Consider the following 24,988-nt stretch of genomic DNA (forward strand, 5'->3'; position numbering starts at 1 on the left):
CGGTTATGGCGTGACGGGGGTATTTGTCCTGCTAGGGGCGGTCTCTATTATTGTCGCCATTGCCATTGCTACTATCGGAATTGAAACTAAAGGCGTCTCTGTCGAAAGTCTCGGTATTGATGCCGCTACCAGTAAATAATATTGATGGGAAAGAAAATGCAAAATTCAAAAGCAATATTAAAAACGCCCGGCACGATGAAAATTATTACCGCCGATATGCCGGTACCGAAAGAGCATGAAGTGCTGATTAAAATTGAGTATGTCGGTATTTGTGGTTCAGATGTTCACGGTTTTGAATCGGGTCCTTTTATTCCGCCGAAAGATCCGAATCAGGAAATTGGCCTCGGGCACGAATGCGCCGGTACGGTGGTCGCGGTAGGGAATCGCGTATCCAAATTCAAACCTGGCGACCGAGTCAATATCGAGCCCGGCGTGCCGTGCGGCCACTGTCGTTATTGTCTGGAAGGTAAATACAACATCTGCCCGGACGTCGATTTTATGGCCACCCAACCAAACTATCGCGGTGCGCTAACGCACTATCTGTGCCATCCGGAGAGCTTCACCTACAAGCTGCCCGACAATATGGACATCATGGAAGGGGCGCTGGTAGAGCCTGCGGCAGTAGGGATGCACGCTGCGATGCTGGCGGATGTTAAACCGGGCAAGAAAATCGTCATTATGGGGGCGGGCTGTATTGGCTTAATGACCTTGCAAGCCTGTAAATGCCTGGGTGCAACCGATATTGCGGTCGTTGATGTGCTGGAAAAACGTCTGGCTATGGCCGAACAGCTTGGGGCGACGACCATCATCAACGGAGCAAAAGAAGACACGGTTGCCCGCTGTCTGCAGTTTTCTGGAGAGATGGGTGCCGACATTGTTTTTGAAACCGCAGGCTCGGCGATCACCGTTAAGCAGGCCCCGTATCTGGTGATGCGCGGCGGCAAAATCATGATTGTCGGTACGGTGCCCGGTGATTCAGCGATTAATTTCCTCAAAATAAACCGTGAAGTCTCGATTCAGACCGTTTTCCGCTATGCCAACCGCTATCCGGTCACCATTGAAGCCATTTCCTCCGGGCGCTTCGATGTGAAATCGATGGTGACGCATATCTACGAATACGAAGATGTACAGCGCGCGTTTGATGAATCAGTGAATAACAAACGCGACATTATTAAAGGCGTTATTAAAGTTAATCATTAATTAATTGAAAAGGGAGAAATATCCATGCTAGCAGATATTAAATATTGGGAAAACGATGCCCAGAATAAACATTACGCTATCGCCCACTTTAACGTGTGGAATGCGGAAATGTTAATGGGGGTGATTGATGCGGCGGAAGAGGCAAAATCGCCGGTTATTATCTCATTCGGCACCGGATTTGTCGGCAATACCTCGTTTGAAGATTTTTCGCATATGATGGTTTCCATGGCGAAAAAGGCGACGGTACCGGTGATCACCCACTGGGATCACGGGCGCAGTATGGAGATTATCCATAACGCCTGGACCCACGGCATGAATTCACTGATGCGTGATGCTTCGGCTTTTGATTTCGAGGAAAATATTCGTCTGACCAAAGAGGCGGTTGATTTCTTCCATCCGCTGGGTATTCCTGTGGAAGCCGAGTTAGGGCATGTGGGTAATGAAACGGTATATGAAGAAGCGCTGGCCGGCTATCACTACACCGATCCAAGCCAGGCGGCTGAGTTCGTTGAGCGTACCGGCTGCGACTCGCTGGCGGTGGCGATTGGTAACCAGCATGGCGTCTACACTTCCGAACCGAAACTGAACTTTGACGTGGTTAAACGCGTACGCCAGGCGGTATCCGTTCCGCTGGTGCTGCACGGTGCTTCCGGCATCAGCGATGCGGATATCAAGAAAGCCATTTCATTAGGCATTTCGAAAATCAATATCCACACTGAACTGTGTCAGGCCGCAATGGTTGCGGTACAAGAGAATCAGGACCAGCCGTTCCTGCACGTCGAGCGCGAAGTACGCAAAGCAGTCAAAGAACGCGCGCTGGAGAAAATCAAACTGTTTGGTTCAGACGGTAAAGCGGAATGACAATATGGATAAGATCGAGGTTATTTGCATAGGGGCGGCCATTGTTGATATTCCCTTGCAACCGGTAAGTAAAAATATCTTTGATGTAGACTCTTACCCGTTAGAACGCATTGCCATGACCACCGGGGGAGATGCAATTAATGAAGCGACGATTATTTCTCGCCTCGGTCATCGCACGGCGTTGATGAGCCGGGTCGGTGATGATGCTGCCGGGTATTTTATTCTTGACCACTGTCGACGGGAGAATATTGATATTCAGAGTCTGAAACAGGATGCGGATATTGATACTTCCATTAATGTGGGCTTAGTGACCGCCGATGGTGAACGCACTTTTGTCACCAACCGCAACGGTAGCTTGTGGAAGCTGAATATTAACGATGTTGATTTTGAACGTTTCTCGCAAGCAAAGCTGTTGTCGTTGGCAAGTATCTTTAATAGTCCATTACTGGACGGTAAGGCCTTAACGGAGATTTTTATTCAGGCAAAAAAGCATCAGCTGATCATTTGCGCCGACATGATTAAGCCGCGACTTAATGAAACGCTGGACGATATTCGCGAAGCGCTGAGCTATGTCGATTATCTGTTTCCCAATTTCGACGAAGCGAAACTGCTAACCGGGAAAGAGACGCTGGATGAAATCGCCGACAGTTTTCTGCACTGCGGTGTGAAAACGGTAGTGATTAAAACCGGTAAGAAAGGCTGCTTTATCAAGCGCGCTGATATGAAAATGGCGGTGCCAGCGGTTTCGGGAATTACCGCTATCGACACCATCGGTGCGGGCGATAATTTTGCTTCGGGGTTTATCTCCGCGCTGCTTGAAGGCAAACCAATGCGCGACTGCGCGCTGTTTGCCAACGCGACGGCTGCGATCTCGGTACTCAGCGTGGGCGCCACGACGGGTGTGAAGAACAGAAAGCTGGTTGAACAACTTCTCGACGAATACGAAGGGTAATAGCAGCAGATGAAAATGATACCTTTAGGCAGTACGGATATTACGCTCTCCCGCATGGGACTGGGCACCTGGGCTATCGGCGGCGGCCCGGCATGGAACGGCGATCTTGATTTGCAGGTTTGCATCGACACCATTATCGAAGCGCATCGGTGCGGCATTAATCTGATTGATACCGCGCCAGGCTATAACTTCGGTAATAGTGAGGTGATTGTCGGTCAGGCGCTGAAAAAGCTGCCGCGCAACGAGATTGTTGTCGAAACTAAATGCGGTATTGTCTGGGAGCGTGAAGGCAGCCTGTTTAATAAAGTGGGTGACCGTCAGCTGTATAAAAATCTCACACCCGAGTCGATTCGCGAAGAGGTGGAGGCTAGCCTGCAGAGACTCGGTATCGACAGTATCGATATTTATATGACCCACTGGCAGTCGGTAGAACCCTGTTTTACGCCGATTGCGGAAACGGTGGATACGCTCAACGCGCTCAAGAAAGAGGGGAAAATCCGTTCTATCGGTGCGGCGAATGTGGATGCGGAACATATCCGGGAGTACGTCAAGCACGGTGAACTGGATATCGTGCAGGCCAAGTACAGCATCCTCGATCGGGCGCTGGAAGCGGAGCTACTGCCGCTCTGTCAGCAGCACGGCATCGTGGTGCAGGTCTATTCCCCACTAGAGCAAGGGTTGCTCACCGGAACCATCACGCGTGATTATGTTCCCGGTGGTGCGCGGGCCAACAAAGTCTGGTTCCAGCGTGAAAATATGCTGCGTGTGATTGACATGCTCGAACGCTGGCAGCCGCTTTGCGCTAAATATCGCTGCACGATCCCCGCGCTGGCGCTGGCGTGGATTTTAAAGCAAAGCAACTTAATCACCCTGTTAAGCGGAGCGACGGCTCCTGAACAGGTACGTGAAAATGTCGAAGCCCTGACGATCGCGTTAACCGACGACGATTCATTATTGATGAGAGAAATGGCAGAAGCATTGAATAATAAATAGGTAAATAGAAAACACCTCTGTTTCTGTGTAAAAAACTATAAAATCTGTGATTCAGACATGTTGTTTTGAAAATAAACATGGCCTATGAGATACTGGTAACTTATCATGATGTTGAAGGAAACAGAGGTGTAATCGTGGCGGCAAAAGACAGAATTCAGGCTATCAAACAAAGGGTAGCCAACGACAAGAAAGTAACGGTATCCAATCTGAGCGCTATTTTTCAGGTTACAGAAGAAACGATTCGCCGCGATCTTGAAAAACTTGAAGATGAAGGTTTTCTGACCCGAACGTATGGCGGTGCGGTCTTAAACACGGCCGCGCTGTCTGATAATATTCATTTTTATAAACGAGCCAAATCTTTTTACGAAGAGAAGCAGACGGTTGCTCGTAATGCCTTGCCGTTTATTAAAAACAAAACCACCATGGCGGCTGACTCCAGCAGTACCGCAATGGAATTATTAAAGCTTCTGAAGGAACGTAACGACCTCACATTATTAACTAATTCGGCGGAAGCCTTTCATGAACTGGCACAGTCTGAGATCAATGTGGTTTCAACCGGAGGGGAGTTAAATAAAAATACGCTTTCACTTCAAGGCCGTATCACTAAAGAGATTATTAGCCGATATCACGTCGATATTATGGTGATGAGTTGTAAAGGGCTGGATATTACAAGTGGTGCGCTTGACTCAAACGAAGCTGAAGCGGAGATCAAAAAAACCATGATTCGCCAGGCCACTGAAGTAGCCCTGCTGGTCGATCACTCCAAGTTCGATCGTAAAGCATTTGTTCAGTTGGTGGATCTTAGTCATATTAATTACATAATAACAGATAAAGCACCGGGTGCGGAATGGGTTTCCTTTTGCAAGAAAAATAATATCCAACTTGTATACTAACAACGGGATTGTGATATCGATAGCGTTTTAGCTTGCATCCGGTTATTGCCCAATAAAATGATGATAAAAATGCGGCAGTATTTTCTGCCGCCTATTTCCTAAATGACTTGCTTTATATTTTGCAGCATTTGAGGCATCCAGATGGAACAATATGAACATATCGGTGCAAGACTAGACCGCTTACCTTTCTCACGATTTCATTTTCGTATTTTTGGTATTATTAGCTTTGGTTTATTACTGACAGGTTTTCTCAGTTATTCCGGTAACGTGGTGCTGGCAAAGTTGGTTAGTAATGGCTGGTCAAATAATTATCTTAATGCAGCGTTTACTTCTGCGCTGATGTTTGGTTATTTCATCGGTTCGCTGAGTGGTGGATTTATTGGTGATTATTTTGGTCGCCGCAAAGCATTTCGTATGAATCTATTGATGGTAGGCATTTCTGCAATTGCCGCATCTTTTGTTCCCAACATGTACTGGCTGATCTTCTTTCGCGGTCTCATGGGTATTGGCATGGGAGCGTTGATTATGGTGGGCTATGCCTCATTCACTGAGTTTATTCCACCGGTGGTGCGCGGAAAATGGTCTGCGCGTCTGTCTTTTGTTGGTAACTGGTCGCCGATGCTGTCGGCGGCGGTTGGCGTGGTTGTCATCGCATACTTAAGTTGGCGAGCGATGTTTTTAGTCGGGGGTGTGGGAATGCTGCTGGCCTGGTATATTTCTGGAAAATACTTTATTGAGTCTCCCCGGTGGTTGGCGGGTAAAGGTCAACAGGAGATGGCGGAGAAGCACTTAATCGATGTTGAGTTGCAAGTAGAGACAGAAAAGCAAATCACATTACCACTGTGCACAATAGCGATGAGAAAGAGCGAACGCTGTGTCGTAGATGGGTCATTCTGGCTGTTATTTAAAGGACAGATGCTGCGTCGGACGCTGGTGGCTATTACGGTATTGATCGCGATGAATATCTCGCTGTATACCATTACCGTATGGATCCCGACTATTTTTGTAAACTCGGGTATTGATGTAACGAAGTCCATTTTGATGACTGCGATTATCATGATTGGCGCACCGGTAGGCATTTTTATTGCAGCATTGATTATCGACCGCTTTCCGCGACGGCTATTTGGCTCGTTGCTGTTAATTATTATTGCGTTTTTGGGATATTTTTATTCGATTCAAACGCAGGAGTGGGCGATTTTAAGCTGTGGTCTGGTCATGATTTTCTTTTTATATATGTATGTCTGTTTTGCCTCTGCGGTATATGTCCCGGAACTGTGGCCAACGCATCTCAGATTACGTGGTTCAGGTTTTGTGAATGCCGTGGGGCGAATTGTCGCCGTCTTTACACCGTATGGCGTCGCCCTATTACTGACTCAATATGGCTCTGTTACCGTGTTTATCGTCCTGGGTGTCATGCTGGTGGTATGTGCGCTGATCCTGTTTTGTTTTGGCATTGAAACCCGCCAGGTTTCACTGGAAGATATTTCAACCTTTGGGTGATTACTTGCCTGATGGCGATACCATCAGGCGATGTTCTACCCTTGAGTTTCTTCCCAGTCTGCCAGCGTAAACAGCGTTGCGCCCGCCGCGGCCATTTCCATAAACGCCTGCGTGCTGTCCTGCGGCTGAATATTCACCCCTCGACAGCCGTCGGTAATGACGTTCACCGTATAGCCCAGTTCCAGCGCATCAAGGACGGTAAATTTCACGCAGTAGTCGGTTGCCAGCCCCATGATGATGAGGTCGGTAATACGCTGTTGCACAAGCCACGCATTCAGTTCCGTTGCCTGGCGGCGACCGTTATCAAAAAATGCGCTGTAGCTGTCAACCCGCGGGTTTTCACCCTTATAGAACGTCTTATCAATGCCGCGCTGATTCAGCAGAGGGTGCAGGGCTGCTCCCTGCGTGTTCTGTACACAGTGATCCGGCCAGAATGTCTGCGCCAGACCGTCCAGATGTCCCTGCGTGTAGGGGGCGGTCTGATGCTGGCTGGCAAAGCTGCCGTGATTGGCCGGATGCCAGTCCAGACTGGCAACAACCTTCTCACCGCGCAGTGCACACCAGGCAATCAGGCGATTGGCGACATCCACGGTGCTATCACCTTCTGGAACGGCAAGTGCGCCTCCGGCACAAAAATCGTTTTGTATATCAACCAGCAGTAATGCTCGTGCCATCGTCACTCCTCCTTTAATCATCCGGCGTCAGTTCACCACGCAGGTTTTGCGTCATCGCGTCACGGATGGCCTGCGTGTCCAGACCCTGACTCAGCAAATAATGCAGCTTGGTCAGCGTTGCTTCAACGGTCATATCCGCACCGCCAATTACGCCTGCATGCGCCAGTGCATTCCCCGTGGCGTAACCGCCCATGTTGACCTTGCCGGACATGCACTGCGTAAGGTTAACCACCACAATACCGCGCGAGCTGGCATCCTCAAGCTCCTTCAGGAACTCTTTATTCTGCGGGGCATTGCCCACGCCGTAAGAGCGCAGAATTAACGCTTTGACTGGCTGGCGCAGGAAGTTACGCACCACGTCGGCGGAAATTCCCGGATAAATCGTCACCACGCCAATCGGCTGCGGGGTGATAGGGTGCACAATCAACTCGCCTGCACCGTGCGGCGCGGGTGGGGTGCCCAGACGACGGATGTGGATCCCGGCCTCCAGTAAAGGTGCAAGGTTAGGTGAGGCGAACGCATCAAAACCGTCGGCATGTGCCTTGGTAGTGCGGTTACCGCGATACAGTCGATTATTGAAGAACAGGGTGACTTCATTGATCGGATAATTGGCCGCTACGTACAGCGCATTCAGCAAATTGATTTGTCCGTCTGAACGTAGCTCCGCCAGCGGAATTTGTGACCCTGTCACAATAACTGGCTTACCCAGATTCTCCAGCATAAACGACAGCGCTGAGGCGGTGAACGCCATGGTGTCGGTGCCGTGCAGGATCACAAAACCATCGTATTCGTCGTAGTGAGCTTTAATATCTTCCGCAATATGCTGCCAGTCTTCTGGCGTCATATCGGAGGAATCCATCAGCGGGACGTATTCGTGAATAGTGAAGTCTGGCATCTCGGGGCGGTGGAATTCAGGCATCAATGCCAGTTGGCGCTGAAGATGACCGGAAACCGGAATGTAACCTTGTTCTGAGCGCTGCATACCGATGGTACCGCCGGTATAGGCAACGTAAATCGATTTCTTGTGCATGACTTTTCTTCTGTCTCAAAGAAAAACCCCTCTTCATCCCGAAGAGGGGTCAAGAGTTAGCGGACGTTGGCGCAGGTCAGGCAGAATGCATAACGGTTCTGCGGGTCATTAAACGCGGCCAGCTTATCACTTTCGGTTTTTACCACGCTTGCCGCAGAGGCCAGCGGTGGCGGGAGCATGGCCTGAATGGCTTCTGGTAGCATAGCGCGAACGGAACCGGACATGCTGTCCATGACCATATCAACGAACGTGGGCTCGTCCTGATAATACTCAATGTGCCATTGTTTCAGTTTCGCCAGTTCTGCCGCTTTTGCTACAGCGTCGTCGAAATCGCCGAGACTGTCGACCAGACCGTTAGCTTTTGCATCCTGACCGGTCCAGACGTGGCCCTGAGCGATTTTATCAATCTGCTCCGGCGTTGTCTTACGTGCATCCGCGACCAGTGTGATAAAGCGCTTATAGCCGTTCTCGATGCTCAGTTGCATCATCTGCTGCACTTCCGGTGGTAACGCCTTGGTGACAGAAATATCGGCCAGCGGCGAGGTTGCTACGCCGTCGGTATGCACACCAATGGAATCGAGGCTGTTTTCAACGGTGTTGATCACGCCAAAGATGCCGATGGAACCGGTCAAGGTGCTGGGGTTCGCCACAATGTAGTTTGCCGGGGTTGAGATCCAGTAACCGCCGGATGCCGCCATACCGCCCATGGAAACCACCACCGGTTTACCCGCCGCTTTTGCCGCAGCCAGCTCGGCGCGGATCACTTCTGAAGCGCTTACGCTGCCGCCCGGGCTGTTAACGCGCAGGACAATGGCTTTTACCTTCGGATCGAGACGCGCTTCGCGGATTTGTGCAGCAGTGGTGTCGCCGCCGACGTTGCCCGGTGTTTCTTCACCGTCCATGATTGCGCCATTGGCGAAGACTACGCCAATGCTGTCACCGGTATCAGCCGGGGTTTTTAGCGTGTAATCGTAATAGCTGACGGCACTGTAGTTCTTCTCTGTTTTGCTCCAGCCAAACTGTTTAGTCAGCAGTTTTTCCACTTCAGCGCTGGAGGCGAGGGCATCGACAAGTTTATTGTCGAGGGCGTACTTCGCGGTATCGCCATCCACTTTCGTCAGACCGTCAAGCATCGCCTGTGCGCCCGGGAACACTTGCTGCGCCGGGATCTGACGGTTAGCGGCAACGGTATCGAGATAGTTCTGCCACAGCTCGCCAATCCAGCGACTGTCGGCTTCACGTGCGGCCGGGGACATATCGTCGCGAATAAACGGTTCGACGGCGGACTTATAGGTACCGACGCGGAAAACGTGGGTGGAGACTTTTAGTTTATCCAGCAGAGACTTGTAATACAGACCGTTGGTCGCAAAGCCGTGCAGGTCAACCGAACCCTGCGGGGAGAGCCAAATTTTGTTGGCAAAGCTTGCGAGGTAATACTGTCCCTGGCTGAAGTTATCGCCCACGGCAAATACCGGTTTTCCACTGTCGCGGAATTCGCGCAGTGCTTTGCCGATATACTGCATGGACGGCTGGTCGGCCCCGGCAAAGTTTTTTAAATCCATCACGATGCCGGTGATGTTGCGATCGTCTTTTGCCTGGCGAATGGTGTTAACGATATCGAACAGTGAGTTTTCTTGCAGGCGATCGGAACTGGCGCCAAACAGCTGACGTCCGATGACGCTTAAGCGGCTGGTGCTTGAGGGCTTATCGACAATAACGCCGGAGATATCGAGCAGCAGTGCGCCACGCTCCGCGTGTTCGCTGGAGGTGCTACTGCTGACCTGCATCCAGATCCCCACGCCCACCAGGACCAAAAAGATAAAGAACAGGTTCAGTACACATTCGCGGACGAAATTCAGTATTCGCCACGTCCATTTAAAAATTCCGGCAATAAAACGCCACAGGGTTCGCATGTATTCTCCCTACCGATGAACAACACGCCCCCCCGTTTTATCAGAGAAGGCGTTAAGATGTGGCTATCGTAATGACCCCGCAGGCACTTGTCAGCAGGAATCACTGCCGGTGCTGTAACAAAATCCGCTCACGTGTTAATTTTGTGAACAAATTTCATTATTGGAGTTAAGCAAATGGATGCACTCGAATTACTTCTTACCCGCCGTAGCGCCTCTCGTCTTGTTGAACCCGCTCCCGTGGGTGAGCAACTGCAAAATATCCTGCGGGCGGGGATGCGCGCCCCGGACCACAAATCGCTGCAGCCGTGGCGTTTCTTTGTGATTGAAGGGGCAGGGCGTGAGCGTTTTAGCGCGGTGCTCGAAAAAGGGGCTATTGCCGCAGAGGGCGACGAAAAGGCCGTCGAAAAAGCGCGTACTGCGCCGTTTCGTGCACCGCTGATTATTGCGGTGGTGGCGAAATGTGAAGAAAGTGACAAGGTCCCGCTGTGGGAACAGGAAATGTCGGCGGGCTGCGCGGTAATGGCCATGCAAATGGCGGCGATTGCGCAAGGCTTTGGCGGGATCTGGCGCAGCGGTGCATTAACCGAAAGTGCGGTAGTGCGCGAGGCATTTGACTGTCGCGCGCAGGATAAAATTGTCGGCTTCCTCTATCTGGGCACGCCACAGCTTAAAGCATCCACCACGATTAACCCTGCCGATCCGAGCGCATTCGTCCAGTATTTCTGATTTTAGGGGCTAAACTGTCTGGATTATGAGCAAAGACGCCCGAATTCAGACAGTCACTCTTACCACATCATGGAATGAGCGGTACCATAGCCCGATTGCAATGACAGGAGATGTCCATGAGCGAGCACGCTATTCGTTTAACGCAATACAGCCACGGAGCCGGTTGCGGTTGTAAAATTTCCCCCAAAGTGCTGGAAACCATCCTGCACAGTGAGCAGGCGAAGTTTGTTGATCCGAATTTACTCGTGGGGAATGAAACCCGCGATGACGCGGCCGTGTACGATCTGGGTAATGGCACCAGCGTTATCAGCACCACCGATTTCTTTATGCCGATTGTCGATAATCCGTTTGATTTTGGCCGTATTGCCGCGACCAACGCCATCAGCGATATCTTCGCGATGGGCGGCAAACCGATTATGGCTATCGCGATTCTGGGCTGGCCGCTCGATAAGCTGGCACCGGAAATCGCCCGCGAAGTGACCGAAGGCGGACGTTTCGCCTGTCGCCAGGCCGGCATTGCGCTGGCGGGTGGTCACTCTATTGACGCCCCGGAGCCCATTTTTGGTCTCGCTGTGACGGGCGTGGTCCCGACCGAGCGCGTGAAGAAAAACAGCACCGCAGAAGCGGGATGCAAGCTGTTCCTCACCAAGCCGCTAGGCATTGGCGTGTTGACCACCGCCGAGAAAAAATCATTGCTCAAGCCTGAGCATATTGGGCTGGCGACGGAAGTGATGTGCCGCATGAATATTGCGGGCGCAGCGTTTGCGGACATTGAAGGCGTGAAAGCCATGACCGACGTGACTGGTTTTGGCCTGCTGGGACACCTGAGCGAAATGTGTCAGGGCGCGGGCGTTCAGGCGCAAATCGTTTACCAGGATATTCCAAAACTGCCTGGCGTTGAAGAGTACATCGCGCAGGGCGCAGTACCGGGCGGCACGCAGCGTAACTTTGCCAGCTACGGGCATCTGATGGGTGAGATGCCGCAGGCGGTACGAGACCTGCTGTGCGATCCGCAAACCTCCGGCGGCCTGCTGCTGGCGGTAACGCCGGAATCTGAGGCTGAAGTGAAAGCGGTTGCCGCGCAGTTTGGCATTGATCTCACCGCGATTGGTGAACTGGTGGAAGCTCGTGGCGGTCGCGCCATGGTTGAGATCCGTTAATTCGATGCGGTTGTTTATTGCCGAAAAACCGAGTCTGGCGCGCGCGATTGCCGATGTACTCCCTAAGCCACATCGCAAAGGTGACGGCTTTATTGAATGCGGAAATGGACAAGTGGTGACATGGTGTATCGGTCACCTGCTTGAACAGGCGCAGCCAGACGCCTACGACAGTCGCTATGCACGCTGGAGTCTGGTCGACTTGCCGATTGTGCCGGAAAAGTGGCAACTGCAGCCGCGTCCCTCTGTCACCAAACAGCTCAACGTCATCAAGCGTTTTCTGCATGAGGCCAGTGAAGTCATTCACGCGGGAGACCCCGATCGCGAAGGACAGTTGCTGGTCGATGAAGTGCTGGATTACCTGCAACTGGCGCCGGAAAAGCGTCATCAGGTGCAACGGTGTCTGATTAACGACCTTAACCCACAAGCGGTGGAGCGGGCAATTTCTCGTCTGCGTGCTAACAGCGAGTTCATCCCATTGTGCGTTTCTGCGCTGGCGCGGGCGCGTGCCGACTGGCTGTACGGTATTAACATGACGCGCGCCTATACCATTCTTGGGCGCAACGCAGGTTATCAGGGCGTGCTGTCCGTGGGGCGCGTGCAGACGCCGGTGCTTGGTCTGGTGGTGCGCCGTGATGAAGAGATTGAAAACTTCGTCGCCAAAGATTTCTTTGAGGTCAAAGCGCATATCGTCACGCCTGCCGACGAGCGGTTTACCGCTATCTGGCAGCCGAGTGAAGCGTGTGAACCTTATCAGGATGAAGAAGGGCGCTTACTGAATCGTACGCTGGCGGAGCATGTGGTGAACCGCATCAACGGTCAGCCAGCGATAGTCACCAGCTATAACGATAAACGGGAATCAGAATCCGCACCGCTGCCATTTTCGCTGTCGGCGTTGCAGATTGAAGCCGCTAAACGCTTCGGACTGAGCGCGCAAAACGTGCTCGATATCTGCCAGAAGCTGTATGAAACCCACAAATTGATTACCTATCCGCGTTCTGATAGCCGCTATCTGCCGGAAGAACACTTTGCCGGTCGCCATGCGGTGATAAATGCGATTAGCGTGCACGCCCCGGATTTATTACCGCAGCCTGCGGTCAATCCCGATACGCGTAATCGTTGCTGGGACGATAAAAAGGTTGATGCGCACCACGCGATTATTCCCACTGCGCGCAGTTCATCCATCAATCTGAATGATAATGAAGCCAAGGTGTACAACCTGATTGCGCGCCAGTATTTGATGCAGTTCTGCCCGGATGCGGTGTTCCGCAAGTGCGTTATTGAACTGGATATTGCCAAAGGCAAATTTGTTGCTAAAGCCCGTTTCCTGGCGGAAGCCGGGTGGCGTACGCTGCTGGGTAACAAAGAACGCGACGAAGAAAACGACGGCACACCGCTGCCGGTGGTGGCTCGTGATGACGAGCTACTGTGTGAAAAGGGCGAAGTGGTGGAGCGCCAGACCCAGCCGCCGCGCCATTTTACCGACGCGACGCTGTTGTCGGCGATGACCGGGATCGCACGGTTTGTGCAGGATAAAGATCTGAAAAAGATCCTGCGCGCTACCGACGGACTGGGAACGGAGGCCACGCGTGCGGGGATTATCGAGTTGCTGTTTAAGCGCGGGTTCCTGGTGAAAAAGGGCCGCTATATACACTCAACGGATCCCGGAAAGGCGCTGTTCCATTCGTTGCCAGAAATGGCAACGCGTCCGGATATGACCGCGCACTGGGAATCGATCCTGACGCAAATCAGTGAAAAACAGTGTCGCTATCAGGACTTTATGCAGCCGCTGGTGGACACGCTGTATCAGCTGATAGACCAGGCTAAACGTACGCCGGTGCGCCGATTCCGCGGGATAACCGCGCCGGCTGGCGCGGAGAAGAAAAAGAGTGCGCCGCGAAAACGCCCGGCGAAAAAAAGCCCGCCTTCAGAGGAGGCAGGCCTGTAATAAGGCAATGTAGTTTGTAGGTCGGGTAAAGCACTGGTGCTGCATCCGGTAATACCTGATGGCGCGATGCTTATCGGCCTACGCAGCGACAGCGCTGAATTAAATCACACCCTGTCCCAGCATCGCGTCGGCAACTTTCACGAAGCCCGCGATGTTGGCGCCGCGCACATAGTTGGTCTGCTTACTCTCGCCACCGTACTCGACGCAGGCGTGGTGAATATCCAGCATGATGTGGTGCAGACGCGCATCGACTTTTTCTGCTTTCCAGCCCAGACGCGCGGCGTTTTGCGCCATTTCCAGGCCGGATGTCGCCACGCCACCGGCGTTGGCAGCTTTACCCGGCGCAAACAGTACGCCCGCTTCGAGGAACAGATCGGTGGCTTCGATGGTGGTCGGCATGTTTGCGCCTTCCGCAACGGCCTTGACACCGTTGGCAATCAGCATCTGCGCAGCGTCCACATCCAGTTCGTTCTGCGTGGCGCACGGCAGGGCGATATCCACCGGCACTGACCACGGTTGCTTACCTTCCAGATAGGTCAGACCGAACTCACGGGCGTAATCCGCCACGCGGCCATCGCGACTGTCTTTAATGGCACACAGACGCGCCAGTTTCTCTTTCGTGAAGCCGCTCTCGTCAACCACGGTACCGCTGGAGTCAGAGGCGGTCACCACACGGGCACCAAACTCCATGGCTTTCTCAATGGCGAATTGCGCCACGTTACCTGAGCCGGAAACAGCAACACGCATCCCTTCAAAGCCCAGACCATGGCGCTTAAGCATGGCTTCGGTGAAGTACACCAGACCGTAGCCGGTCGCTTCCGGGCGGATCAGACTACCGCCGAACGACAGACCTTTGCCGGTGAAGACGCAGGCGCTGTTGTTGGAGAGTTTTTTCATCATCCCGGCCATAAAGCCAACTTCTCGCCCGCCCACGCCGATATCACCCGCCGGGACGTCAGTGTCTGGCCCTAAATGACGGAACAACTCCGTCATCAGGGACTGGCAAAAACGCATCACTTCGCCTTCGCTTTTCCCTTTTGGATCGAAATCGCTCCCGCCTTTACCTCCGCCCATCGGCAGCGTGGTGAGGGCGTTTTTAAAGGTCTGCTCGAAGCCAAGGAATTTCAGGATCGACAGGTTTACCGACGGATGGAAACGCATACCGCCTTTGTAAGGACCAATCGCCGAGCTAAACTGCACGCGCCACGCACGGTTAACCTGTACCTGATTACGATCGTCCAGCCAGACTACGCGGAACTGGATCACGCGCTCAGGTTCAACCAGACGTTCCAGCAATGACATTTGACGATAACGTGGGTTTTGTTCGAGGAACGGCCACAGCGTTGTCATGACTTCACGAACGGCTTGCGCGAACTCGGTCTGATTCGGGTCGCGCTTTTGCACATGGTTGAGAAATGACTCCAGAGAACATGTCTGATCCATAGATATAAGAACCTCTTATGTATTGATATGGTTATATTTTTGATGTTTGTGTTAAGTGTTTTGCAGTTTTTGACTATAACATCAGCAGTGTGACGGGACGCAAGAAAAAATTAACCCCGCTAAGGAAATTAATATTGCGACATAGGTCATAACCAAAAACGATGAGGTAAGGGACTAAAGTTTCTGCCGGTTTATACCGTTATACTGAGCATAGAGGTCAGTTTAAAAGGAAAGAATATGCGCCGTTTTATTATGGCAGGTGCGCTGGTTTTACTCTCCAGCACGGCACTGGCAAATCAGCTTTATCGCCCGGATGTGCAGGTTAATGTGCCGCCGGAAGTATTCAGTTCCAGCGGCCAGCGGGCGCAGCCTTGTAATCAGTGCTGCGTTTATCAGGATCAAAATTATTCGGAAGGCGCGGTGATCAAGGCGGATGGCGTGTTGTTGCAATGCCAGCGTGATGATAAAACGATCAGCACCAACCCGCTGGTCTGGCGTCGCGTAAAAGAATAAACGCCTGTAATAGCGGGATGTCGGCAGGTGCCAGCGGATACGCCAGCGCCTCTTCAGGTAGGCACCACACCAGTTGCTGATGCTCATGCGCGTGCAGTTCGCCCTGATAATCTGGTACATGCCAGGCATGCAGATGGATAATCCTGCCTGACACTTCGCGTTGATGGCTGGCAACGTATTGCCCAACGGCTGCCTCAATACCGAGCTCCTCGCGCAGTTCACGCACTAACGCCTGCGGTTGACTCTCGCCGGGCTCAACCTTACCGCCAGCAAACTCCCACATCCCCGGCTGGTCTGCATGCGCCGGACGCTGAGCCAGTAAAATTTTGCCATCACGTTCAAGGATAGCGGCGACCACGTCGAGGGTTTTCATCATATTCATCAAGATCTAACAGCAGAAAGTGACATACTATCGCTATCTTTGTTTTATCTAAAGTATTCAGGAGTCACCGTTGAACGATCCTCAGGCGTGGGTAAAACCGTTGACGCGTATCCCTTCCAGTTTGAAACCGCTTGTCGCGACGCAGAAAAAACATTACGGCGACGTGCTGCATCCCACGCGCTGGTGGGGGCGTATGCCGTTTCTGTTTTGGCTGGTCGCGCTGTTTGTCGGATTTCTGGAGCGTAAACGGGCGCGATTAACCCCGGTGATGCGCGCGCTATTGATGACGCGCGTGTCGCAGGTGTGTCATTGCGCGTTTTGCGTGGATGCCAACAGCTTACGGCTGGCCGAACGCTGCGGAGCGCTGGATAAAGTGTTGCAGGTGGCGAACTGGCAAGAGTCAGCGCTGTTTAGTGAAGAAGAGCGCGTGGCGCTGGCCTATGCGGATGCGGTGACCGCCACGCCGCCGCGCCTTGATGATGCGCTGAAGACGCAAATGCGGCAGTATTTTACCGACGACACGATTACCGAAATGACCGCGCTGATTGCCTTTCAAAATCTCTCGGCGCGCTTTAACGCCGCGCTGGATATTCCTTCACAGGGACTCTGCGACAGTTTCAAAGGACGCCCACATGCTTGACCGCCATCTTCATCCGCGGTTAAAACCGCTGCTACATCAGTGCGCGCGCATGGTTGATAAACCCGGTATTTCGCCGGACGGTCTGACGCTCATCGGTTTCGCCATTGGCGTGCTGGCCTTGCCGTTTCTGGCATTAGGCTGGTATTCGGCGGCGCTGGTCGCCATTGTGCTTAATCGCCTGTTTGATGGGCTGGACGGCGCGCTGGCGCGGCGCAGGGGACTGACCGATGCCGGAGGATTCCTCGATATTTCACTCGATTTTCTGTTTTACGCGCTGGTGCCGTTTGGCTTTATTCTGGCTGCACCCGAGCAGAATGCGCTGGCGGGCAGCTGGTTATTGTTTGCGTTTATCGGCACCGGCAGCAGTTTCCTGGCTTTTGCTGCGCTGGCGGCGAAGCATCAGATTGATAACCCCGGTTATGCGCATAAATCGTTTTATTATCTGGGCGGGTTGACTGAAGGCACCGAGACGATATTGCTGTTCGTGCTGGGCTGCCTGTTCCCGGATTATTTTGCCGTGCTGGCGTGGGTATTTGGTGCGCTGTGCTGGCTGACAACATTAACGCGGATCTGGAGCGGCTATCTGACGCTGAAATCGGTCCAGCGTCAGGCGTAACGTATAGCATTGCCTGATGTGGCGAAAACGCCACATCAGGCAATAATGACGGTTTTACTTGCTGCTGTCCGGACCACGCTCGCCGCTGGCAACTGGGTTTTTCGGATTGCTGCTCCATTCGTACCAGCCACCGTCATACACCGAGACGTTTTTCCAGCCCATCGCACGGGCGTACATAAACGTCTCCGAGGCGCGCCAGCCGGTACCGCAGTAGAAGGAAACCTGCTGATCCGGCAGGATGTTCCACTGCTTCCACATCGCGGCGATATCGTCTGCGCTGCGCATGGTGCCGTCCGGGTTATGGAAATCTTCCATATGCGTGGAATCGCTGCCCGCATGGCCCCAACGAGCCCCCGCAATTTCACCTTTTGGTTTAATGTAGCTGTAACCACTGGTGGTGCCGACAAATTCCGGCCACGAACGAATGCTAACCAGCGACGCATCCTGACGATGCAGCAGGCCACGCGCCTGTTCCATATCCAGCATCAGCTGCGGCTGGGCAGGGATCGTTGCGCCAAAATCAGGCTCCGGTTTAACCGTCGGCGCCGTGCCGCGTTCGACCGGTAATCCTGCGTCGGACCACGTCTGCCAGCCGCCGTCGAGCAGGCGAACATCTTTCACGCCCGCGTACAGCATGATCTGTGCGACACGCGCCGCCGCATAGACATCACGGCCATACAAAATCACCGTCGTGTCATGACGAATACCATGTTTAGCCAGCATCGCTTTGAGTTGCGCGTCGGAGACTTTGTTCCACAGCGGTTCACTTTCGACTTCGTTGGTATCAATGTATCCGGCACCCGGAATATGGCTGAGCAGATAGAGCTTCGGTGCCCCCCAGGCCGCTTCAATCACTTTCCAGTCACCGGCCGGTTTAGCGGTAACGGTTTTGCCTTGTTGCAGGTCGTGCAGCCACTGTGGGTAGACCAGCTGTTCGAAGTGTGGGAGGCGCTGTAAGCGGGCGGGATCCTGCAGCGCATCGCTGAGCGTGGAAAGCTGGCTAAAGCCGACTTTCTGCAGGCGCGCTTTAACGGCCTGCATGTCGCTTTTGCTGCCATACAATGCCACCGGCGCTTCGGTTTTTATCTGATGCTGTTTAACCCAGGCAGTGAGTTGCTCGTCGTTCATGTTGTCGAGCCAGGCCGCTGACAGGTTCAGTGCGGCAGGTTCATGACCGGAAGGGCCATTGAGTGATTGCGGCCAGCCGTTATAAAACGCACTTTGACGGGTATCGATCGCCGCGCCTTGTTGCTGCTGTAACTGGTGGAGGGTGAGCGTCTGTGCTGTTTCAGCAGCCCAGGAAGAAGCGCAAGCGAGCCCTAAAGCCAGTGCCAGCGCGGTCATTTGAGAAACACGTTTCATCGAATAGCCCGACGTTGAAAAAAAGAAGACGACATTCTGTGCCGCCAGCCCGATAAAATCATTGCGTTAATGCAGCATATCGCCACATTCACGCCCAGTTTGCCATCTGCAAAACGCGGCCCGCGGGCGGAACGTCCTGCGCGTCATGGGTAACCTGTACCACGGGAATGCCCAGCTTGCGCACTTCGGCAAAGACCCACTGGCGAAACGCGTCGCGAAGCGAGGTGTCCAGTCGGCTGAATGGTTCATCCAGCAGCAGCGCCTGCGGTTGAGCCAGCAACGCGCGCAGCAGGGCGATACGCGATCGTTGCCCGCCGGAGAGTGACGCCGGATCGCGATGATAAAACCCCGCCAGCCCGGCACGCTCAAGGGCGAGCTCGACCTCATCGCGTCTGGCCGATTCTTTCAGGTTTGCGGGGAGTGCCAGCAGCAAATTTTGCCCCACGCTGAAATGGTCGAACAGCAGGGCATCCTGGAACAAAATGCCAATCTGGCGCAGCGCCGTGGGCAACGAGTCGATGCGCCGATCGTTAAGCCACAGCTCGCCACACGACTGAAACGTTGGAGAAAGTGCGCCAATCATCCACGAGAACAGCGATGATTTGCCGCTGCCGGAGGGACCCATAATGGTGACAATGTCACCTTTGTTAACTTCAAAATTGGCCTTGTTGAGCAGCACGCAAGGCCCCAGATGTAGCGAAACATTTTTCACGATTAGCATTAGCGGAGTCCTTGTCGACAGCGGCCAACCCATGCGGAGAGTAACGCGGACAGTGCGAAAACCAATAGCGGCAACAGCAGTTGCCAGAGCGCCTGTGAGGCAAGCCGCGCCGCGCTGCCGCCGCTACTCAATGCCACGGCCTCGGTGGTCAGCGTGGGAAAGCGTCCGGCCCCTAACCACAGGGTTGGCATATACTGGGCGATACTGACGGAAAAGCCCACCGCTAAAGCAATCAGCGCCGGGCGCAGCAGCAGCGGGCATTTCACCTGCCAGAAGATGCGCTCCCGCGACCAACCCAGTGTCTGCGCAATTAAAATTAACCGCGGATCAATTCGCTGCCACGCCGGTTTGAGGATAAACAGCATCCACGGTGTGACCCACAGCAGATGCCCCCAGACAACGGTCAACAACTGACCATCCAGCTGTGCGTGAAGCGCCAGCGTATATTGTCCGGTGACTAGCGGCAGTGCAGGCAGAATAATCGGCAACCAGACCCAACGATGTCCTCGTTGTGGCCCCCATTCCAGCCATAGCAGCAGCGTGATTAATGCCAGTGCGCTGGCAATCAATCCCACTTGCAGGCTGGTGAATAGCGTCTGGCTATCGACGAATGAATACTGTGCAACCAGGGCCAGAACCAGCAGGCAGAGTACGCCGCTGACGGGCACAAATTGCGCCAGCGATCGCCCCAGTGGATAGGATGAAAAATGCTGACGCTTCCCGCTAATCCCCGGCAGGGTACGCCGCCAGCTGCGCCAGAGCAGATAACCAACCAGCGCATACACGCACAGCAGCAGTACCAGCAGCAGGCTGGCGAGCGAGCCTTTTATCTGCTGGTCGGCATCGCCCTGAGTGAGCCATTGCCAGCTCAACACCGCAAGCGTTGGCGGATTGCCCGGACCCAGCACGATCGCCACATCCACCGCTGACAATGACCATGCAGTGGCCGCCAGCATCACTTTCCCCAGTGCCGGCGCGATGGCGGGTAATACCAGCCAGTTGAGGCATTGCAGGCGGCTATATCCCAGCGAGTCCAGCACGGTCACCTGCCGGGCAAGCTGCTTTTCGCTGAGCAGGGCCGAGAGCACCCATAACAAAAAAGCGCTCTCTTTGACGGCTAGCGTTATGCCCAGACCGATCCCGTAGCGGTCAGCCTGCGGGGTAAGAAAAGGCAGCGCGCGGTACAGCAGACCGCCTTCGGCAAACAGCAACAGGACGCTGGTGGCAAACGCGACGTGCGGAATCGCCAACAGCCAGGGCAGTCGGGTGTACAGCCGTGCCCAGCCCGCGCCGGGCCACACGGCGAGGATCGCCAGCAAGGCAATGACCAATGCGCCGAGGGTTGCCAGCGTCACGGAAACCAGCGTCGCCATCAGCGCCTGCGGCAGCTGGGGATCGGCAAACAGCGCCAGCCAATGAGTGATGGAGAGCGCAGGCGTGAACAGCGTGACGGTGGCAGGCGCCAGCGGCAAATAAATCACCGCCATGACGCCCCATATCAGCAGGATTAATGCGTACCGTAACGGCGTAGCCATTCTTGTTCCAGTACGTTTACCCAGGCCGCATGGGGTTCAGGAAGCACGGTGGGTAACCCTTTGGGGATCCGTGCCTGTAGAGCTTCACGTTGTGCAGCGGGTAATTTTTGCGGATCGAGAACCGAAGGGTCGCCCCAGTAGGCGGGATCGGCTTTACGCAGTTGCGCCTCCGGAGAGAGCAGGAAATTGGCGACGACTTTCGCCCCTGCACTGGCGCTGGCGTTCACCGGGATCGTGACAAAATGCACGTTGCCAATCATGCCTTGCGTAAAACCAAAGCTGTAGCTGTTTTTGGGTAGTTCACCGCTGGCAACTTTTTGTTGCGCGTGTGCGGGGTTAAAGGTCAGTGAGAAGCGCAGTACGCCATTGTTCAGCAGCGTATCCATTCGTGCGGGCGTAGGCGGGAAGTCTTTACCTTCACGCCATAAAAACGGATGCAGCCTGTCAAGATACTGCCACAGCGGAGCCGTAACCTTAGCGAACGTCGCGGTATCGGGCGCCATTTTCAACGCTTGTGGCTGGGTAGTGAGCGCCATCAGCAACTGCTCAAGAAATGCAGTCCCGGTAAAATCCGGGGGGCGCGGGTAGGTCACCGTACCAGGATGCGCTTTGGCAAATGCCAGCAGTGCCTGCGGGGTTTGTGGCGGCTGTTCGGTCACATCGCGGTTAGCGATAAAAGTAAGCTGCGCGCCGCCCCACGGTGACTCGGCTCCCTCTGTGGGGATGGAGAAGTCTTCGCTGACAGGCTGCAGGGTATCAACGTAGCGCCAGTTGGGCAGTGTCTGTGCCCACTGCGTTTGCAGCAGGTTGGCTTCTTTCAGCGTACGGAAATTTTCACCGTTCACCCACAGTAAATCGACGGAGCCGCCGGTTTTGCGCCCGGAAGCCGTCTCGGTTTGAATACGCTTAACCGCGTCGGCGGCATCGGCCAGACGCACGATTTTCAGGTTAATGGCGTAATGTGTTTTCATCTCGCCGCTCACCCAGTCGAGATATTGGTTCACTGCGTTATCGCCTCCCCAGGCGTTGAACCACACCGTCTGGCCGCGGGCGTCGTTTTTGATCTGCTGCCAGCTGTGGTCCTGCGCGAAGGTCGCCAGCGGAGAAAACAGCAAACTCAGGCACAATAAGCAATAACGCATACACTCTCCAGTTGTTAAGGGGGGCCTCAGACGTGTTTTCTGTGCCGTTCAAGATAAATGCTTCTCGCCACGGAGATAACCACAGTCAGCGCAAATAACACAAACAGCCCGGTCACGAACCAGAATGTTCCTCCGGTTAACAGGCTGCCGGCCCAGGAATAGACGAGTGTCGCGGGTAGCTGACCAACGCCGGTGGCGAGGAAAAAATGACGAAAGCGGATCGATGTCAGACCGGCGGCGTAACTGACCGGGTCAAAGGGAACGAAAGGTAACAGGCGACAGACCAGAATAGTGTGTTTGCCGTAGCGTGCAAAAAAGGCGTCCATGCTATTCAACACCGTTTTTCCGGTCAGTTTTTCCACCGTGCTACGACCAAAAACACGGGCGATGAAAAAGCATAGCGCCGCGCCAGCCATTGCGCTGGTCCAGGAGAGTACGCCTCCCCAGAATGCGCCGAACAATGACGCATTGGCAAAGGTGATCACAAACGCCGGGAGCGGGGCGATAATGGCCTGTAAGATCATTAGGCAAAACGATACCACCGCAGCCTGAGCACCGTATGACCGAATGAGATTTTCAATGGCGTGCTGGTCAACCGTGGCGAATGCCGCCAGGCTGTGACTGACAAAATCACTAACGCCGGGCACCCATACCCAGGCGATCAGCGCCAGCAGTAGCAGGAGAATCAGTCCGGCCCGGCAATAGCGTATGACGTGCGTTTTGTTCAGCTTCATGTTTTATCGGCTAACTCACGTTGGACAGAGGGATCAAGATGCTTCACGCGGGCCCAGGCTTTGGCTGCCTGTACCAGGGTAAATAAAATAATGCCAGCAATACTGAGTTTAACCATAAACGCCAGGGTGATGCCGTCGCTGACGAGTTCATGCGACATGAGCGTATAGATGAACAGGCCGGGGAAGGTGGTGAGCGCAGAAATGACGGTGAATGACCAGAATGGGATGGTGGTCAGCCCGTAGGCATAATTTTGGATGTTGTACGGGAATAACGGTACCAGTCGGGTGAGGATCAGAAAATCGCTACCGCTTTGGGTAATGCCTTTTTCTATCGCCTGAAAGGTGGCCGTATGCCCGACGTATTTCAGCAGCAGATCGCGACCCAGCCAGCGGGCAAGTAAGAACGACAGCGCCGAGGCCAGGGTGGCCGCAAACAGCGATACAAGCGTCCCCACCAGCGGGCCAAACAAGATACCGCCGACGATCACCAGCATGCTACCGGGTATCAGACACAGCGCAGCGACGATAAATAGCAGAATATACAGCGCGTAGCCGTATATACCGCTCTGGCGGATGAGATCTTGCAAATGCTGAAAATGGGTTATCAGGTCGCTCAGGCCAGAATAATGGAGAACGCCCACCAGGATACAGAGGAGTAGCGCAACGATCAGCAGTCTGTATTCTGCTTTATGCGAACTTCTTTTTCATGAGGGGTCTCCTGTAACACGGGGCAAGAATGTGTTTCGCCAGCGAAAGTGCGCGCGAAGATATAATAAATCCCCGTTGGCAACAATGTATTACCGTGGTTTTTTTGATTTTGCTCAGGCTACACTGACTCTCCAGGCAAGGCCCGGAGAGTGACAACGCTCAGGCGATCAGACGCGGAATTTAGCCCATACCGGCGCGTGGTCGGACGGTTTTTCCATACTGCGGATCTCATAGTCGATGCCGGTTTCTTCGCAGCGCTCCGCCAGCGGGTTGCTCGCCAGCAGCAGATCGATACGCAGACCACGGTTATCGTCAAAGCCTTTTGAACGGTAATCAAACCACGAGTACTGGTCGGCGGTGTCCGGGTGCGCGTGACGGAACGTGTCCACCAGACCCCAGCCCATCAGTCGTTCCATCCACTCACGCTCTTCCGGCAGGAAGGAGCATTTGCCGGTACGCAGCCAGCGCTTGCGGTTCTCTTCGCCAATGCCGATGTCCAGATCGGTCGGGCTGATATTCATATCTCCCATGATCAGCACCGGATTGTCGCGCTTCAGTTCAGTCTCCAGATAGTTTTGCAGGTTCTGATAAAACGCAGCTTTGGCCGGGAACTTCAGCGGGTGGTCACGGCTTTCGCCTTGCGGAAAATAGCCGTTAATCACGGTGATATTCCCCAGTGGAGACGGGATTTCGGCCATGATAATACGGCGCTGGGCTTCTTCGTCATCGTTCGGGAAGCCACGACGCACTGAAATGGGCGTTTCTTTCGTCAGCAGCGCGACGCCGTAATGACCTTTTTGACCGTGATAGAAAACGTTGTAACCCAGCTTTGCGACCTCTTCGAGAGGGAACATGTCGTCGTGGACTTTTGTCTCCTGCAAGCCAATCACATCCGGTTGGTGTTTTTCGACAATGGCTGCCAGTTGATGAGGACGGGCACGCAGGCCGTTGATATTAAAAGAGACAAATTTCATAGTCGCTGCCACTTTGCAAGATGAATAGTGCAAGGATGGTAGCAGAATTTCCGCAGGCTGACTGCTTCTTGTCACCTGATTCCAACAATGATTGCTAATGGTGTTAACGATGGGGCAAAAACTGCACTGTTTTGGCGCGATGCGCGTCAGAATGGGGCAATAATTTCCGAAAAATTTCGTATACGATCACAATTCCAGAATTATATTTGGCGACTGAATAGAATTGCGTTTTTTCCTCTAATTATTCACCCTTCAGGCGAACGTATTCACTTTATATGCACGTATAGTGAATACAACCACTTCATAACTCATTGATATTTCGTTACCTCATCACGTTTATGCATATTTTTCGCTGGCTGGCACGAACTCTG

25 protein-coding genes are annotated in these 24,988 nt (G+C 53.6%); 13 read left to right on the forward strand and 12 right to left on the reverse strand.

What is annotated here, in order from left to right; all coding sequences use genetic code 11:
• The 7 genes from IMQ48_RS10985 to IMQ48_RS11015 all read left to right on the forward strand — a co-directional run.
• On the forward strand, positions 1-139 hold a 139-nt coding region (locus IMQ48_RS10985; RefSeq protein ID WP_196209054.1), incomplete at its 5' end, for a hypothetical protein.
• A 17-nt stretch (positions 140-156) separates the two neighbouring features.
• Positions 157-1,200, forward strand: coding sequence for an NAD(P)-dependent alcohol dehydrogenase (locus IMQ48_RS10990; RefSeq protein WP_196209055.1), 1,044 nt, complete (start codon positions 157-159; stop codon positions 1,198-1,200).
• A gap of 24 nt (positions 1,201-1,224) precedes the next feature.
• Positions 1,225-2,061: a ketose-bisphosphate aldolase gene (locus IMQ48_RS10995; protein ID WP_196209056.1), complete on the forward strand. Its 837-nt coding sequence runs from the start codon at positions 1,225-1,227 to the stop codon at positions 2,059-2,061.
• 4 nt (positions 2,062-2,065) lie between these two features.
• Positions 2,066-3,013 (forward strand): sugar kinase, encoded by a 948-nt coding sequence (locus IMQ48_RS11000; RefSeq protein ID WP_196209057.1) that lies wholly within the window; start codon positions 2,066-2,068, stop codon positions 3,011-3,013.
• 9 nt (positions 3,014-3,022) lie between these two features.
• Positions 3,023-4,006 carry an aldo/keto reductase gene (locus IMQ48_RS11005; protein ID WP_196209058.1) on the forward strand — a complete coding sequence of 328 codons (984 nt, stop codon included), beginning with the start codon at positions 3,023-3,025 and terminating at the stop codon, positions 4,004-4,006.
• 134 nt (positions 4,007-4,140) lie between these two features.
• The gene (locus IMQ48_RS11010; protein ID WP_196209059.1) at positions 4,141-4,899 is read left to right on the forward strand and encodes a DeoR/GlpR family DNA-binding transcription regulator; all 759 of its coding nucleotides are present in this window, start codon (positions 4,141-4,143) and stop codon (positions 4,897-4,899) included.
• 141 nt (positions 4,900-5,040) lie between these two features.
• Positions 5,041-6,399, forward strand: a complete 1,359-nt coding sequence (locus IMQ48_RS11015; protein ID WP_196209060.1) for an MFS transporter — start codon at positions 5,041-5,043, stop codon at positions 6,397-6,399.
• Positions 6,400-6,434: 35 nt separating this feature from the next.
• On the opposite strand, the gene pncA is transcribed toward IMQ48_RS11015, so the two are convergent.
• Genes pncA through sppA form a run of 3 tightly spaced genes read right to left on the reverse strand, consistent with a single transcriptional unit; the run spans position 6,435 to position 10,016 of the window.
• Entirely contained in the window at positions 6,435-7,073 is a 639-nt protein-coding gene (pncA, locus tag IMQ48_RS11020) for a bifunctional nicotinamidase/pyrazinamidase (protein WP_196209061.1), read from the reverse strand.
• A gap of 13 nt (positions 7,074-7,086) precedes the next feature.
• Positions 7,087-8,103, reverse strand: coding sequence for an asparaginase (gene ansA, locus IMQ48_RS11025; RefSeq protein ID WP_196209062.1), 1,017 nt, complete (start codon positions 8,101-8,103; stop codon positions 7,087-7,089).
• A 56-nt stretch (positions 8,104-8,159) separates the two neighbouring features.
• The gene (gene sppA, locus IMQ48_RS11030; RefSeq protein ID WP_196209063.1) at positions 8,160-10,016 is read right to left on the reverse strand and encodes a signal peptide peptidase SppA; all 1,857 of its coding nucleotides are present in this window, start codon (positions 10,014-10,016) and stop codon (positions 8,160-8,162) included.
• Between the two features lie 174 nt (positions 10,017-10,190).
• Here sppA and IMQ48_RS11035 point away from each other — a divergent pair, with 174 nt between their 5' ends.
• The 3 genes from IMQ48_RS11035 to IMQ48_RS11045 all read left to right on the forward strand — a co-directional run bounded on the left by IMQ48_RS11035 (position 10,191) and on the right by IMQ48_RS11045 (position 13,847).
• Complete coding sequence (locus IMQ48_RS11035) at positions 10,191-10,742, forward strand: NAD(P)H nitroreductase (protein WP_096757296.1); 552 nt, start codon at positions 10,191-10,193, stop codon at positions 10,740-10,742.
• Positions 10,743-10,858: 116 nt separating this feature from the next.
• Positions 10,859-11,902: a selenide, water dikinase SelD gene (selD, locus tag IMQ48_RS11040; protein ID WP_196209064.1), complete on the forward strand. Its 1,044-nt coding sequence runs from the start codon at positions 10,859-10,861 to the stop codon at positions 11,900-11,902.
• Positions 11,903-11,906: 4 nt separating this feature from the next.
• Entirely contained in the window at positions 11,907-13,847 is a 1,941-nt protein-coding gene (locus IMQ48_RS11045; RefSeq protein WP_196209176.1) for a DNA topoisomerase III, read from the forward strand.
• Positions 13,848-13,946: 99 nt separating this feature from the next.
• Here IMQ48_RS11045 and gdhA read toward each other — a convergent pair whose 3' ends face one another.
• Complete coding sequence (gene gdhA / locus IMQ48_RS11050; RefSeq protein ID WP_196209065.1) at positions 13,947-15,290, reverse strand: NADP-specific glutamate dehydrogenase; 1,344 nt, start codon at positions 15,288-15,290, stop codon at positions 13,947-13,949.
• 237 nt (positions 15,291-15,527) lie between these two features.
• Here gdhA and IMQ48_RS11055 point away from each other — a divergent pair, with 237 nt between their 5' ends.
• Positions 15,528-15,803, forward strand: coding sequence for a YnjH family protein (locus IMQ48_RS11055; protein WP_196209066.1), 276 nt, complete (start codon positions 15,528-15,530; stop codon positions 15,801-15,803).
• On the opposite strand, the gene IMQ48_RS11060 is transcribed toward IMQ48_RS11055, so the two are convergent.
• Entirely contained in the window at positions 15,763-16,176 is a 414-nt protein-coding gene (locus IMQ48_RS11060; protein ID WP_196209177.1) for a pyrimidine (deoxy)nucleoside triphosphate diphosphatase, read from the reverse strand. The genes IMQ48_RS11055 and IMQ48_RS11060 overlap by 41 nt on opposite strands.
• A 79-nt stretch (positions 16,177-16,255) precedes the next feature.
• Between IMQ48_RS11060 and IMQ48_RS11065 the strand changes: the two genes are divergently transcribed.
• Both IMQ48_RS11065 and IMQ48_RS11070 read left to right on the forward strand, forming a co-directional pair.
• A complete protein-coding gene (locus IMQ48_RS11065) occupies positions 16,256-16,825 on the forward strand; it encodes a carboxymuconolactone decarboxylase family protein (protein ID WP_196209067.1) in 570 nt (189 codons plus the stop codon).
• Positions 16,818-17,441, forward strand: coding sequence for a CDP-alcohol phosphatidyltransferase family protein (locus IMQ48_RS11070; RefSeq protein ID WP_196209068.1), 624 nt, complete (start codon positions 16,818-16,820; stop codon positions 17,439-17,441). Before IMQ48_RS11065 ends, IMQ48_RS11070 begins: the two co-directional genes overlap by 8 nt.
• Before the next feature lie 54 nt (positions 17,442-17,495).
• Here IMQ48_RS11070 and IMQ48_RS11075 read toward each other — a convergent pair whose 3' ends face one another.
• The 7 genes from IMQ48_RS11075 to xthA form a co-directional block, all read right to left on the reverse strand.
• The gene (locus IMQ48_RS11075) at positions 17,496-18,803 is read right to left on the reverse strand and encodes a sulfurtransferase (protein WP_196209069.1); all 1,308 of its coding nucleotides are present in this window, start codon (positions 18,801-18,803) and stop codon (positions 17,496-17,498) included.
• Positions 18,804-18,891: 88 nt separating this feature from the next.
• On the reverse strand, positions 18,892-19,524 hold the full coding sequence (locus tag IMQ48_RS11080) for an ATP-binding cassette domain-containing protein (RefSeq protein WP_196209070.1): 633 nt from the start codon (positions 19,522-19,524) through the stop codon (positions 18,892-18,894).
• Entirely contained in the window at positions 19,524-21,059 is a 1,536-nt protein-coding gene (locus tag IMQ48_RS11085) for a thiamine ABC transporter permease (RefSeq protein WP_196209071.1), read from the reverse strand. The genes IMQ48_RS11080 and IMQ48_RS11085 overlap by 1 nt, the downstream gene beginning before the upstream one ends.
• Positions 21,032-22,201 (reverse strand): ABC transporter substrate-binding protein, encoded by a 1,170-nt coding sequence (locus IMQ48_RS11090; protein ID WP_196209072.1) that lies wholly within the window; start codon positions 22,199-22,201, stop codon positions 21,032-21,034. Before IMQ48_RS11090 ends, IMQ48_RS11085 begins: the two co-directional genes overlap by 28 nt.
• A gap of 26 nt (positions 22,202-22,227) precedes the next feature.
• Positions 22,228-22,935, reverse strand: a complete 708-nt coding sequence (locus IMQ48_RS11095; RefSeq protein ID WP_196209073.1) for a TVP38/TMEM64 family protein — start codon at positions 22,933-22,935, stop codon at positions 22,228-22,230.
• Entirely contained in the window at positions 22,932-23,609 is a 678-nt protein-coding gene (locus IMQ48_RS11100) for a TVP38/TMEM64 family protein (RefSeq protein WP_230326384.1), read from the reverse strand. Before IMQ48_RS11100 ends, IMQ48_RS11095 begins: the two co-directional genes overlap by 4 nt.
• Before the next feature lie 201 nt (positions 23,610-23,810).
• Entirely contained in the window at positions 23,811-24,617 is an 807-nt protein-coding gene (xthA, locus tag IMQ48_RS11105) for an exodeoxyribonuclease III (RefSeq protein ID WP_115258681.1), read from the reverse strand.
• Between the last annotated feature and the right edge of the window lie 371 nt (positions 24,618-24,988).

Origin of the sequence: Citrobacter sp. Res13-Sevr-PEB04-36, from assembly GCF_015672735.1 — a bacterium.
In the GTDB taxonomy this organism is placed as follows: domain Bacteria; phylum Pseudomonadota; class Gammaproteobacteria; order Enterobacterales; family Enterobacteriaceae; genus Citrobacter.